Here is a 12834-nt window from a genome sequence, read left to right on the forward strand (position 1 = left end):
GTCAGCCCGCCTTGCGCGCCGTCATATAGGCTTTCAGCACGTCCTGCATCCGGGTGAGATGGCCCTTGCCGTGCGTCTCGGCGACGAAGAAGTCGAACACGTCCGGGTCGAGTTTCAGATGCACCGAGCGCGGCTTTTTCGGCTGGCGAATCTCGGCCTTGGCCCAGAAGTCGGCGCCGAGGGATTCGCCTTCGGGCGCGTTCGGATCGTGGACCAGTTCATCCCGGTCCTGCATCTGGCGGATCTGATCCAGCGAGATGCTTTTGGTAGATGTCGCGTTCATCGCGTCCTCCTTTCCAGGCGGTGATCAACCGCGTCACGCCCTCGCGTTCGGTATGGACGACGACGAAACATTCGTCCGCCACCATGCCCAGCGAAATCAGGCGCGTTTCGCCGTAATCCTGGCGATCATCGACGCGGGTGAGTACGGCCTGTTCAAAGATCAAAGCCGCATAGAGGAGATCGACGCCGCGCGTGCGGATGACGTCCTGGCGCTTTTGCTCATCGAACTGGAACTCCATGCCGCGCAGCCTAGATTGTGCTGGCGCAACGACTATATTTTGTAAGTGTACACTTTTTTGTACATACCATCAAGGCCGCCCGCCATCGGGGATGGCGACGACGCGGACATGGGTTTTGGCGGATTGGCCGGATGCATTGGTGACGGTCAGGTCGTAGAAGCCTTCCTGCGGCGGGGACCAGTCGAAATCGCCCTCGTCATCGGGTTTGAGCGGCTGGCCATCGACATACCACTGGATCGGCGCGGCGCTGTGGGCTGATAGTTTGAGCGGGCGCGCGACCTTGAGGTCTGTCACGGCGCGGCCTTGGGTTTCGACATAGACGGTGGCGCCATTGGGCGGGAACAGGATCGACAAATGGTCCTGCGCCGCGTCGAGGGTTTGCAGGGCAAGCGGCGCGCCGGGCGGGGCAATGGCCTGCGGCGCCTGCGACGGGGCGCGCAGCAGATCGAACGTGTCGAACAACAGGGGGCCAGCGGACTCGCGGCCCGTGGCGTCGGCGCGCGCGCCGCCGTCGGGGCGTCCGGTCCACACCATGACCGCATAGCCGCCCGCCACGCCGACCGCCAGCGCGTCGCGATAACCGTAGGAGGTGCCGGTCTTATAGGCAGGGCGGTTGGCGACGCGCATCAGAGGCCCCGGCAGGCGTCCGGGCGGCGGCGGGGTTTCGCGTAAGATGCCGATCACCTTGTCGGCGGCCTCGGCGCGCATCAGCCGCTTGCCCGACACCTTGAGATTGGCCTGTTCGTCCTTCAGTTCATAGGCCAGCGGCTTGACGAGGCCATGATCGCCCAGACCGGCGTAAAGCTCGGCCAGGTCCGCCAGTTTGATGCCTGCGCCGCCCAGAGCCAGGGCGAGGCCCGCATCGTGCAGGCTCGATTTCGGTCGCACCAGCTTCACCCCGACCGCCGCCAGCCGCGCCTGAAACACGTCCGGGCCGATGCGGCTCAGCACGGCGACGGCGGGGACGTTGAGCGAATTGATCAGCGCCTCCTTGACCGAGACCTCGCCGTGGAAGCTGCGGTCGAAATCCTCCGGCTGATAGTCGCCGAAGCGCGTCGGCGCGTCCATCAGCCGGGTGTCGGGCGCGACCACGCCGTTCTCGAACGCGAAGCCGTAGATGAAGGGTTTGAGCGACGAGCCGGGCGAGCGCAGGGCCTGCGTCATGTCGAGCCAGCCGCCGGGCCGGTCCAGCCCCGCGCCGCCGACGCTGGCCAGCACGCCGCGCGTGCGGATATCGACCACCATGACCGCCGCCGAGACGTTCGGTCCCTGCGCCTTGGCGGTGGCGGCGGCCATCTGCTCCAGCCGGGTTTGCAGGCGGGCGTCGATGGTGGTGTGGATCGTCGCCTGAAGGCCCTTTACCTGCCGCGCCAGCCGTCCGGCCAGATGCCAGGCCAGCATTGGGAACGGCAGGCGGCTGCGGGCGGCGGGCGCCTGCATGGCCTCCGTCATCGCCTGCGCGCCGATCAGGTTCTGCGCCTGCATGCGGCGCAGGATCAGGTCGCGCGCTCCTTGCGCGGCTTTCGGATGCAGGTCGGGGCGGCGCGCTTCGGGGGCCTGCGGCAGGCTGATCAGCAGGGCCTGTTCGTCGAGCGTCAGGCTGTCGGGCTCATGACCGAAATAGGAGAGCGAGGCGGCGCGCACGCCTTCGAGATTGCCGCCATAGGGAGCGAGCGTCAGATAGAGCTGCAATATGTCGCGCTTGGAATAGCGCAGCTCCAGTTGCAGGGCGCGCAGGGCCTCGATGGCCTTGTTCCCATAGGAGCGCGGGTGCGGGCTGAGCAGGCGCGCGGTCTGCATGGTGATGGTCGAGCCGCCGGACACGATGCCGCCCGCATGCAGGTTGGACAGGAGGGCGCGGGCAATCGCCGCCGCGTCGACGCCGGGGTGCCAGTAGAAGCGCTCGTCCTCGACGCCGAGCAGATTGTGCAGGAAGACGGGATCGGTGCTGTCGAGATCGGCGCGGATGCGCCAGCGCCCGTCATCTACGGGTAAGGCGCGCAGGAAGACGCCGTTGCGGTCCAGCACCACCGGCGAGGCGCGCATCGCCCTGGTCATGTCGGGCGGGCAGGCGAGGTTGAGGACCGCCAGCAGGAGTTCGAGCGCCATCAGGACGATGAGCGCCTTGACCAGCGGGCGGATGAGGGCGTCAGGCAAGTTCCCCCCTCCACCGCTTCGCGGTCCCCCTCCCCCGTGAACGGGGGAGGATGATGGGGTTGTCATGCTGCCCACCGCAGTCTCATCGCGGCGCGATGGAGGTGCGGGTGCCGCTGGTGCGGGCGAACGTGTCGGCGCGGTAGAAGTCTTTCGCCTCGGCGCCGGGCAGGTAGTAGTCGCCGGGCGTCACGGCGCGCGCGATATAGGCGAGCGTGAAGCCGTGATCGGACGAGACGTCGAGGGCGGCGACATAGCGGTCGTCGCGCGCCTCGGAGACCTTGAGGTCGCTGATCTTGCCGATAAAGCCGAACGGGCCGTTCTGCGCGTCCTCGGCGGACAGCACCGAGTCGATCTCGAAACCGGCGGGCAGAGGATCATCGACCACGATGGGCCGTTCCTCGGCGCGGTCGGAGCGGCCGGTGATGACCACGATCACGCGCGCGCCTTGCGTCACATGCGACGGATCGAGCCGCGACCCGTCAAGACTATAATAGGTCTTGCTCAGGCTCAGGCCGTGACTGTCGGCGGACGGGCTCTGCGCCGGGGTTCCGATCACCGTCACTGTGCGCCAGATCGGGCCAGAACCGCTGTTGCGGATATGGGCGGCGCTGAGGGCGCCGACGCCATAGTGCAGGCCCGGACCCGGCAGGGCGCTGACGCCCTGCGCGTCGATCTTCGGCACGCCCGACGCCTTGAGCATATAGGCGGCGGCGCGCAGAACACCAGCCTCCTCCTGCGTGTTCATGTCGGCGGGCGACTTCATGGCGTTCTCCAGTCGCGGGACCAGCGAGCGGGCGATGTCGTCGAAGCCGGACTCGTAGGCCAGAGCGATCACCCCGGCCAGATCGCGCAGCGGCGACTGATACCAGTCGTTCGGATCGGCGTATCCGAGCTTTTGGATCGCCTGCGTAAAGGCCAGCCGCGCCCGCGCCTTGTCGCCCATCATGGCCAGACCCGCCGCCACCTGCGCGCGCGCCAGCGGCGACTGTTCGTCCTTGAACTGCGCGTCCTGATACCAGCGCAGCCGCGCCAAATCGCCGGAATGGGCCTTGGCCAGCACATAGAGCGCATAGGCCGAGGCGCGCGAGCGCATCTGTTTGGTGATCTGCTCGCCCGAAGCGCCCAGCCAATGCCATTCGTCCGGGACGCTGAGGCGGTAGTTCAGGCTGGTGTAGCCGTCCGGCTTGGACAGATCGCGCATGGCGTTGAGCGCCTTGTCGATGGCGTCCTGCGGCACAAACACGCCGCGCGCCCGCGCTTCCAAGAGGAAGTCGGTCGCATAGGCGCCGATAAAGCCGTCCGCCTCGCCGTCGCCCGCGCGCCACAGGCCGAAGGCCCCGTCGGCGCTCTGGCGGTCGAGAATCTTCGTCACCGCCTGTTGCAGGGCGGCCTCGGCGGGCGCGGATCGCGTTTTACCAACCATGGATTCGCTGACGAACAGCCACGGCATGGCCGCTGAGGTCACCTGCTCGGTGCAGCCGTAAGGATAGACATTGAGCGCGGCGGCCAGCGGGCCGGGGTCGATATTGCGGAACGGCGAATAGCTGACCTGCACGCTGACCGAGCCGGGCTGATAGCCGCTCAGCAGGTTGGCGGGCGGGGTCCAGACCTCGCCGACCTTTTGCGACGCGACATCGACGCGGGTGACCGGCCCCCAGCCGTTGCGGGTCTGGATGTTGAAGCTGTCGTCGAAATGATAGCCCTGACCGTCGATATTGAGCTTGACGGTCGAGACGCCCGTGGTCTGCGGCGCGTGGATAGGTACGCCCTCAATGGCCCGGTCGCCGTGATTGAGGTGGAACATTTTTTCAAAGGCGACGGCCAGTCCGTTGAGGCCCTTGATCACCGCCTGATAGAGGCCGGGCTTGCCATCGACATTGTCCAGCTCCAGCGTCGCGGTCGCCGTGTCGCCGGGCGCTAAGAAACGTGGCAGGGACAGGTCGGCCACCACCGGCTCGCGCACGATCATCCTGGCTTGCGCCGAGCCGACGCCGCTGTCGGTCCAGGCGACCGCCATGACGCGCAGCTCGCCGGAGAATTTGTCGATGGGCAGGCGCAGCGTCGCCTTGCCGTCGCTCCCCAAGTCGAGCACGCCCGACCATAGCGCCACGGTGCGGATCGGCGTCGTGGTCAGGCCTTCGCCGCCGATTTCGTCGGCGCCGAATTCCAGCGGTGAGGCCGCGCCGAGATTGGGATCGAGCAGGCGTCCGTAATCGTCATTATAATCTATCCCCAAGGCGCGCTTGCCGAAATACCATTTGACCGGATCGGGCGCGGCGAACTTGGTCAGGTTGAGAATGCCCTGATCGACGACGGCGACGCTGACGCGCGCCTTTTCGCCGAAGCGCACGCCCTTCACCTGAATGGGAACCTCGATATAGGCGTGACCGTGCGCGTCGCGCTTGGGCGGCTGCGGCTGGTCGCTGACCGGCAGCTCGACATCGAGCTTGCGCGGTCCCGGATCGAGCGGAACATAGATCAGGCCGATGGCGCGGCGCGGCTTGGGCGAGGCGACCGGATCGCGCGGCTGCATCAGGCTGACCAGCACATAGGCCCCGCCGCCCCAGTCCGCCGAGGTCTTCAGCCGCACCGTCGTTCCGTTATCGCCGACCGAGACGGTTTTCAGGTCGATAATATGGTCGCTGGCCACCGCCACCTGCGCCTCGCCCTTATAGGGGCCTTTCAGCGTCAGCTCGACCGTGTCGCCCTGCTTGTAGGTTTTCGAACCGAGGCTCAGGCGCACGAAGTCCGGCGCGCCGATCTCGCTCTGGTCCGAACCGCCCCAGCCCGCCGAGAAGCGGTCCACGGTCTTCGCCAAACCAGGCGCCTCGACCTCAATGCGGTAATCGCCCCAGTCGAGGCCACGCGCGAAGGTCAGGCCGGTATTGGCGTTGAGGTCCATCACCTTGTCGGAGATCAGCACGTCCCGGTGCGTACGCCGCCAGTTCCAGCGCCCGTTCTCGACATACCAGTCATAGTCATAGACCTCCGAGATCAGCCGCACATGCACGCCCTTGACGGCGGTCTTCGCGCCCTGCGGCGTCAGGCCGACAATGTTGAACATCATCTGCGGCGTGTCGCGCCAGTTTTTCGTCTCCTGCTGATCGACCTTGACGCCGAGATAAAGCGGCGAGGGCAGGATTTTCAGCGTCTGGCTCTCCTTGACCGGGCGCCCGCCCGGCTCGAACACCGAGGCGGTCAGAAGCACGCTGAGCGGCTGGGTCGTATCGCCTGCCTCGGACGCCTTGAACGGGAAGACGGCCTTGCCCTGCCCGTCCGTAGTCGTGGCGGGCAGATCGACATATTTTTCCTGGTAGGGCTGGGAATCGTCGCCGAAGGTATAGGCCTTATAGGCGTCGAAGGGCGCCGGATCGGCGCTGATGCGCGCCTCGCCGGTGACCTGAAGGCCGGAGCCGATGGCGCCATAGAGATAGTGGGCGGTCACGGTGACCGGGCGCGTCTGGTCGAGGCCGGTGATCGGCTGGCTTGCGCCTGCGTCAATATCGACGCCGAGGCGTTGCGGCGCGAAGTCCTCGACCGCGAACGAGGCCGATCCCGCCGCATCGTCCATGCCGTCGAGCAGCACCTTGGCGGTCCACTGGCCGCGCGGCGCCGATTTCGGCAGGGTGATGTTCTTGCCCGCAAAGCCCTGCGGCGTGGCGGCGAAGGCGTAGCGGAAGGCCTCGACGCCGGACGGGCGATAGACGACCAGAGCGCCCTTGCGGTCCTTGATCACGCGGCCTTGCGGATCGCGCATCAGGGCGACCAGATGCACGGTTTCGCCCGGACGATAGATGCCGCGGTCGGTATAGACATAAGGATCGACGCCAAAGGCGCTGGCTCTGCCGTCTCCGCTCTCGCCTTCCTGCCGTCCGCCGATGGCGTGCGAGGACAGGTCCATCGGCGCGCGCGTAATGTCGGAGGCGGTGTAGTCGTTGTTCGGCCCGTAGGCCATGACCATCTTGGCCGTCAGGGCGTCGGTCCCCTTCAGCAGCGCGCCCGCAAAGGCGGCGTGGCCGTCGGAATCGGTCGTTGCGCTACCCAGCGCCTCGCCATTGGTCGCGACCAGATCGACGCGCACGCCTGGCATCGGCTTGGCGGTCTTCAGCGAGCGCATGACCACGTCAAGGCCGTTCGGCCCCTTATAGGTCATCATCGCCCTGTCGGTGTAGAGGATCCAGCGCCGCGCCTGGGCGGGCTGGTCGTCGGGCTTCTTGTCGCGCCCGCCCGAAGCGTCGCGCGCCTTGACGATATAGGCGCCCGGTTGCAGCGTCTTCAGCACCGCGCCGAGCGGAAAGACGGTGGTGACGCGCTGGCCGTTCTGCATCTTGACGGGCAGCTTGCCGGTCCAGATCTTGACGCCGATATCGTCGGCGGAATCGTCGCCCCAGCTATAGTCGTATTCGCCCTCGGCGACCGGATCGGGGGCGGCCACCGACTTGCGCACCAGATTGCGGTCGGAAACGCGCCAGACTTCGACGGCCAGGGACGAGACATTGACCGTTTCGATAGCCACGCCGTCGCCGTCCTCGCGCGGCAGCACCACGCCATTGCCCGCAAAGCCGACATAGGGCGGCTGGGTTCCGACGCTGAAATCGAGATCGGCGTTGGCGGAAAGCGTGTCGCCGTTCTTGGCGGGCAGGCCCTTGAGCAGGGTGATGCGGCGGTCGGAAAAGCCAAAGCCGGACACGCACAAGGTGTCGTCCTTGACCGAGATGGCGGGGGCGGATGGCAGGGCGGGCGACACCACCACATAGTCGCCATAGGGCTTGGACGGATCAAGCGGGCGCGACATTTCGATGCAGGCTTTCGGCGTGTTTCCCGAAGTGTCGAGGTTCTGCTTCCAGACGGCGAAGTCCGCCGGTTTGGCCTGACCCGCGCGCGGGGCGTTCTTGTCACGCGGCTTGCCGAACAGGCCGGTATAGGGGGTGAGCGGATCGCCCTCGGCGGTTGCGCTGGCGGTGGCGCCGGACTTGGCGACCCCGTGACCGTTTGGGCCGCCGCTGAGCGCATGATCGGTCAGGAAGCCGACGCCGAAACCTGCGATCAGCACCGCCGCCGCGGCCGCGATCAGCGTCTTGTCGCCCCAGTTGATCATGATCGAACTCCCCGGAAAAGCCGGGGCATGATGTGACCGCTAACCGGCCCGCCCCTCGCCTGTTCGTCTTCGCAGCGACTCAATCGCGGAATTTGACAAAGATCAATCTTTGTTTTGGAAATTTGCAAAAGCGGGGTAGTGATTCGCATATTGCGACAGCCCCAAAGGCCCCGGCAGGGAGAGTACAGCGTTTTGTCCAATCCGTTCGATCGAGTCATGGTGCTGGTGGTCGATGACAATCATTATATGCGTGTGATCGTCTCGACCATGCTGCGATCTATGGGCATCAATCTGATCCGCGAAGCCTCGGACGGCATTGACGCGCTGGAGATCGTGCGCGACTGGCGGCCCGATGTGGTGATCATCGACCTGATGATGGAGCAGCTCGACGGGGTGGAGTTCACCAAGCTGGTGCGGCGCGGCACGGACAGCCCCAACCCCTATGTGCCGATCATCATGATGACCGGCCATACCGACCGCAGTCACGTCATCGACGCGCGCGACGCAGGCGTCAATGAATTCATCGCCAAGCCTTTGACCGCGCGCGCCCTGATCGACCGGCTGAAAAGCGTGATCAATAACGAACGCGGCTGGGTCAAGTCGGCGACCTATGTCGGCCCCGACCGCCGCCGCCGCAATGTCCCCGACTATAAGGGGCCGTTCAGACGCGCTTCCGACAAGGCGGACGGGAAGTTTTAGGCTGCGACGCGACGCCTCGGAACGCGGATGCAAAATCCCTTCGCAAATTGAGCGGTTTCGGGCTAAACAGCGGCTATGTCCGAAGTTAAGACCTCCCCATTCGGTTTCCGTGACGTCGAGCAGCGCGAGAAAGTCGCGCTGGTGCATGGCGTGTTCAGGAATGTCGCCGCCAAATACGACCTGATGAACGACGTCATGTCGGGCGGCGTGCATCATTTGTGGAAGGACGCGGCCTGCGCGCGGCTCAATCCGCAGCCCGGCGAGATCATCGTCGATTGCGCGGGCGGCACCGGCGATATTGCGCGCCGTCTGGCGAAACTGGCGCGGCAGGCCAAGGCCCGGCGCGAGATGCGCGGCCATGAGGCCGCCGACGCCGATATCCGCATCATCGACTATAACGAGGCCATGATCATGGCCGGTCGCGACAAGTCGGAGAAGAAGGGCCTTTATGAGCCCGAAATCTCGTGGTCGGTCGGCGATGCGATGAACCTGGCCTTGCCCGATGACAGCATCGACGCCTACATCATCTCGTTCGGCATCCGCAATGTCGGCGACGTGCAGGCGGCTATCGACGAGGCCTATCGCGTGCTGAAACCCGGCGGGCGCTTCTTCTGCCTCGAATTCTCACACCCGGAATCGCCGCTGGTCGAGACCGTCTATGAGGCCTACAGCTTCAAGCTGATCCCGTTCATGGGCAAGCTGATCGCCAATGACCGCGACAGCTATCAGTATCTGGTCGAGAGCATCAAGCGCTTCCCCGATCAGGAGACCTTCCGCGGCATGATGCAGAAGGCGGGCTTTACGCGCGTCACCTACACCAACTATTCCGGCGGGGTCTGCGCCCTGCACGAAGGCTGGAAATAGGCTCGTAAGCAATGGCGAATCTCGGATCATGGCTGCGGCTGACGCGCGCGGGGTTCACCCTGTTGCGCTATGACGCGCTGATCCCGAAAGAGGTCTCGCCGCTGCTGCCGCCGGTTCCGCGCTTTTTCGCCGGAGTTTTGCGCGGTCTGTTGGCGCGCAAGAGCGGATTGCGGCCCGGCGAGCGCTATGCGCTGGCCTTTGAGCGGCTGGGTCCGGCCTTTATCAAGCTGGGGCAGGTCTTATCGACGCGCGGCGATATTTTCGGCGAGCGCTTTATCGAAGACCTGACCCATCTCAAGGACCGCTTGCCGCCGTTTTCCAAGGCCGTGGCCGAGGCGGAAATCCGCGAATCTCTGGGCAAGCCGGTCGATGAGATCTTCTCGGAGTTCGGCGAGGTGATCGGTTCGGCCTCGATCGCGCAGGCGCACCGCGCCAGACTGCTGGACGGGCGCGATGTGGCGGTCAAGATTCTGCGCCCCGGCATTGAGCTGACCGTTTCGCGCGACGTCGATATGCTGGCTCTGGGCGCCAAATTGATGGCGACCTTCGTGTCGGCCTCGCGCCGTCTGGAGCCGGAAGCCTTCGTCGCCACCGTGGCCAAATCGTTGCAGCTTGAGCTGGACCTGCGGCTGGAGGCCTCGGCCTGCGACGAGATCGGCAAGATCATCAATGACGAGCCGTGGATGAAGGCGCCCGCCGTCGTCTGGCATCAGGTGTCGCGCCGCGTCATCGTCACCGAATGGGCGGACGGCGTGCCTCTGTCGCGCCCGGAAGCCCTGGCCCTGCCCGGTCTCGACCACAAGGAACTGGCCGACAATCTGATCCGCGCCTTCCTGTCGCAGTCGCTCGATCACGGCGTCTTTCACGCCGATCTGCACGAGGGCAATCTGTTCATCGCCGCCCCGGCGAAGATCACCGCTATCGACTTCGGCATTATCGGTCGTTTGCGTCCCAAGGAGCGGCGCTATCTGGCCGAGATGCTGTGGGGTTTTTTGCGTCGCGACTATAAGCGCGTCGCCGAGGTGCATTTCGAGGCCGGTTATGTCCCCGCGCACCAGAATGTCGATTCTTTTGCGCAGGCGCTGCGCGCCGTTGGCGAGCCGGTGCTGGGCCGTCAGGCGACCGAGGTGTCGATGGGCCGCCTTCTGACGCAGTTGTTCGAGATCACCGCGCAGTTCGACATGCACCTGCGGCCCGAACTGGTGCTGCTGCAAAAGACCATGGTGTCGGTCGAGGGCGTGGCGCGGCGCATCTATCCCGAACACAATCTCTGGGAAGCGGCGCGCCCGGTGGTCAGGGACTGGATTTCACGCGAGCTGTCGCCCGTCGCCGAGGCAAAGCGGCTGTTCGAGGCGGTGAAGCAGCGGCTCAATGACGACCCGTCCGAGCGCATCCGCGCGACGCTGACGACGCGCGATGCGTTGCGGCATGACATCCGCCGCTCGCAGGGTCTGGCCCTGATCGCGCTGATCGTCTCCGCCCTGTCGCTGGGCGTCATGGTCTGGCTGGCCCTGAAATAAGGCCTGACATCGCCTGCGTTGATGCGCCGCAGTCCTTAAAAGCGGCGACGGGCTTATAGTCTTCTGGCGTCTTGCACAGGAGATTTGTCATGGCCCTCGTTCACGCCGTCGTGCGTCTCGATCATCATTCGGCGGACATTATCCGCTTCAACGCCAGCCTCACGCGGCAGGCGCATCTGGCCGCCCACCGCCACAACACCGCGCAGCACGAGAGCGGCGTGCGCGATCTGCACGACTATTTTTCCGAGGTCTGCGACGCGCTGGCGGGGCTGGACGCCATTCTGATCACCGGCAACCGCACCTCGCTCAGCGACTTCCGCCACTATGTCGAAAAGCACCGCCCGAACCTGATCGACGCGATCATCGCCTATGAAACCATCGACCAGCCGACCGACTCGCAACTGGTCGCCAGGGCGCGCGACTATTTCGACAAATATGAACGCATGGCCTGATCGGGCGTCAAAGCGCTCGCGCCATCCAGAACGACCTGATTGCGGCCCGACGCCTTGGCGCGGTAAAGCGCTGCGTCCGCCGCCGCCAGCAGGGCTGCGTGATCGGCGTCAGGCGCAAGCGTGGCGGCGCCGATGCTGACCGTGACCACGCCGCGCGGCGCGGGCGACGGCAGGGCCAGACCGACCACGGCGCTCAGGGCGTTGCGCGCCACGCACAGGGCGTCTTCGGCGGCCACATCGGGCAGGACGATGGCGAACTCCTCGCCGCCATAACGCGCGACCAGATCGCCGCCGCGCGAGGCGCAGGCCGACAGGGCGCGCGCCACCTGACGCAGATAGCGGTCGCCCTCGACATGGCCGTAGGCGTCGTTGAGCGACTTGAAATGGTCGATGTCGATCATCAGCAGCGACAGGGGCGCATCGGCGCGGACGGCGCGGCGCGCCTCACGCGCCAGAACGTCGTCGAAATGACGGCGATTGGCCAGCTCGGTCAGCGGGTCGATGCGCGTCAGCCGCTCCAGCTTGGCGTTGTCGGCGCTGACGCGAAACTGCGCCAGCACGGTGCGCAGGCTGTAACCGATCAGGGCGGCGAGGAAGCCGGTGACGGCGAACCACGGCTTAAAGAAGATCAGCAGGCAGGAAACGGCGAACAGGGCCAGCGGCAGGATGATCGGGCTGACGGCGCGCACGATCATGGCCAGACGCGCCCCCGCCAGCGCCATTCGCGACGGCAGGGGACCATAAAGGCGGCGTAAGGCGAGGCCGAGCAGGAACAGGAAGGGCAGGTCGATCAGCGCGTCGACCGGCGCGCCGTAATCCGACTCGCCTTCGACATGATTGATATAGGTCGCCATCAGCACATAGGCGGCGGCGAACATCGCCGCGACGCGGAAATAGTCCTTTTGCGACGGCGTGTCGCTGGCGCGCCAGCGGGTCAGGCTGAAGACGAGCAGGAACAGGTTCTGCGCGTCGAGCATCAGGCTGAGGTCGAACAGCCCTTCGCCCTTCGCCGCCGTCATGGTGGCGAAGGTGAAGGTGGCGGTGAAGAACAGACCGCCGAGAGCCAGCGCCAGTCCGGCGTCGATCAGGCGCGCGCTCCACACATCGCCCTTCGGGCTGGCCAGCACGAAGGCGAGCGGCACGCCGTAAAGGACGTAAAGCAGGATGGACAGGCCCGACGTATCGCTGCCGTTGGGCGCGAAGACATCCATATAGAAGCCTGACGCCATGCCGCAGGCCCAGAGCAGAAGCCCGGCGCCCAGTCCGATCCAGTTGAGGGCGGCGCGGCTGCGCAAGGCGCAGGCGAAGCTCGCCGCGGAGGCCAGCAGCGGCGCGGCGATCAGGAACAGGTAGGAGATCGTCTTGGCGTGCGCCGGGAGCAGCAGGATCAGGCTCAGGTGCGCGACGACATAGGCCGCCGCCGTCGCCAGTCCGATGCGCGCGTCGGCGAAAAGGCGCCGACGCGCTTTGCGCGGGGATGCGACGGAATGCGGGACGGACCTCGGCAAGCGGGGGATGCCTCC

9 protein-coding genes are annotated in these 12834 nt (G+C 65.8%); 4 read left to right on the forward strand and 5 right to left on the reverse strand.

Going from position 1 to position 12834, the window contains the following annotated elements; translation table 11 throughout:
- Position 1 precedes the first annotated feature (1 nt).
- The 4 genes from ACTHLA_RS02050 to ACTHLA_RS02065 all read right to left on the reverse strand — a co-directional run bounded on the left by ACTHLA_RS02050 (position 2) and on the right by ACTHLA_RS02065 (position 7776).
- Positions 2-283 (reverse strand): BrnA antitoxin family protein, encoded by a 282-nt coding sequence (locus ACTHLA_RS02050; protein ID WP_440184818.1) that lies wholly within the window; start codon positions 281-283, stop codon positions 2-4.
- The gene (locus tag ACTHLA_RS02055) at positions 219-521 is read right to left on the reverse strand and encodes a BrnT family toxin (RefSeq protein WP_440184820.1); all 303 of its coding nucleotides are present in this window, start codon (positions 519-521) and stop codon (positions 219-221) included. Before ACTHLA_RS02055 ends, ACTHLA_RS02050 begins: the two co-directional genes overlap by 65 nt.
- A 69-nt stretch (positions 522-590) precedes the next feature.
- Positions 591-2678 (reverse strand): penicillin-binding protein 1C, encoded by a 2088-nt coding sequence (gene pbpC / locus ACTHLA_RS02060; RefSeq protein ID WP_440184822.1) that lies wholly within the window; start codon positions 2676-2678, stop codon positions 591-593.
- 82 nt (positions 2679-2760) lie between these two features.
- A complete protein-coding gene (locus tag ACTHLA_RS02065) occupies positions 2761-7776 on the reverse strand; it encodes an alpha-2-macroglobulin family protein (RefSeq protein WP_440184824.1) in 5016 nt (1671 codons plus the stop codon).
- A 216-nt stretch (positions 7777-7992) separates the two neighbouring features.
- Between ACTHLA_RS02065 and ACTHLA_RS02070 the strand changes: the two genes are divergently transcribed.
- From ACTHLA_RS02070 to ACTHLA_RS02085, 4 genes are all read left to right on the forward strand, one after another.
- On the forward strand, positions 7993-8475 hold the full coding sequence (locus ACTHLA_RS02070; RefSeq protein ID WP_440184963.1) for a response regulator: 483 nt from the start codon (positions 7993-7995) through the stop codon (positions 8473-8475).
- A gap of 75 nt (positions 8476-8550) precedes the next feature.
- Positions 8551-9339, forward strand: a complete 789-nt coding sequence (locus ACTHLA_RS02075) for a class I SAM-dependent methyltransferase (protein WP_440184827.1) — start codon at positions 8551-8553, stop codon at positions 9337-9339.
- An 11-nt stretch (positions 9340-9350) separates the two neighbouring features.
- Positions 9351-10859 (forward strand): 2-polyprenylphenol 6-hydroxylase, encoded by a 1509-nt coding sequence (ubiB, locus tag ACTHLA_RS02080; RefSeq protein ID WP_440184830.1) that lies wholly within the window; start codon positions 9351-9353, stop codon positions 10857-10859.
- Between the two features lie 89 nt (positions 10860-10948).
- Positions 10949-11311 (forward strand): hypothetical protein, encoded by a 363-nt coding sequence (locus ACTHLA_RS02085; RefSeq protein ID WP_440184833.1) that lies wholly within the window; start codon positions 10949-10951, stop codon positions 11309-11311.
- Here the strand turns inward: ACTHLA_RS02085 and ACTHLA_RS02090 are convergent.
- Positions 11281-12819 (reverse strand): GGDEF domain-containing protein, encoded by a 1539-nt coding sequence (locus ACTHLA_RS02090; RefSeq protein WP_440184836.1) that lies wholly within the window; start codon positions 12817-12819, stop codon positions 11281-11283. The genes ACTHLA_RS02085 and ACTHLA_RS02090 overlap by 31 nt on opposite strands.
- Positions 12820-12834 lie beyond the last annotated feature (15 nt).

Source organism: Asticcacaulis sp., from assembly GCF_051956075.1.
In the GTDB taxonomy this organism is placed as follows: Bacteria; Pseudomonadota; Alphaproteobacteria; order Caulobacterales; family Caulobacteraceae; genus Asticcacaulis.

Excerpts from the sequence above, each read along its gene's own strand:
- ACTHLA_RS02050 (WP_440184818.1), bottom strand. The coding sequence starts at position 283 with ATGAACGCGACATCTACCAAAAGCATCTCGCTGGATCAGATCCGCCAG.
- ACTHLA_RS02055 (WP_440184820.1), bottom strand. The coding sequence starts at position 521 with ATGGAGTTCCAGTTCGATGAGCAAAAGCGCCAGGACGTCATCCGCACG.
- ACTHLA_RS02065 (WP_440184824.1), bottom strand. The coding sequence starts at position 7,776 with ATGATCAACTGGGGCGACAAGACGCTGATCGCGGCCGCGGCGGCGGTG.
- ACTHLA_RS02070 (WP_440184963.1), top strand. The coding sequence starts at position 7,993 with ATGGTGCTGGTGGTCGATGACAATCATTATATGCGTGTGATCGTCTCG.
- ACTHLA_RS02075 (WP_440184827.1), top strand. The coding sequence starts at position 8,551 with ATGTCCGAAGTTAAGACCTCCCCATTCGGTTTCCGTGACGTCGAGCAG.
- ubiB (WP_440184830.1), top strand. The coding sequence starts at position 9,351 with ATGGCGAATCTCGGATCATGGCTGCGGCTGACGCGCGCGGGGTTCACC.
- ACTHLA_RS02085 (WP_440184833.1), top strand. The coding sequence starts at position 10,949 with ATGGCCCTCGTTCACGCCGTCGTGCGTCTCGATCATCATTCGGCGGAC.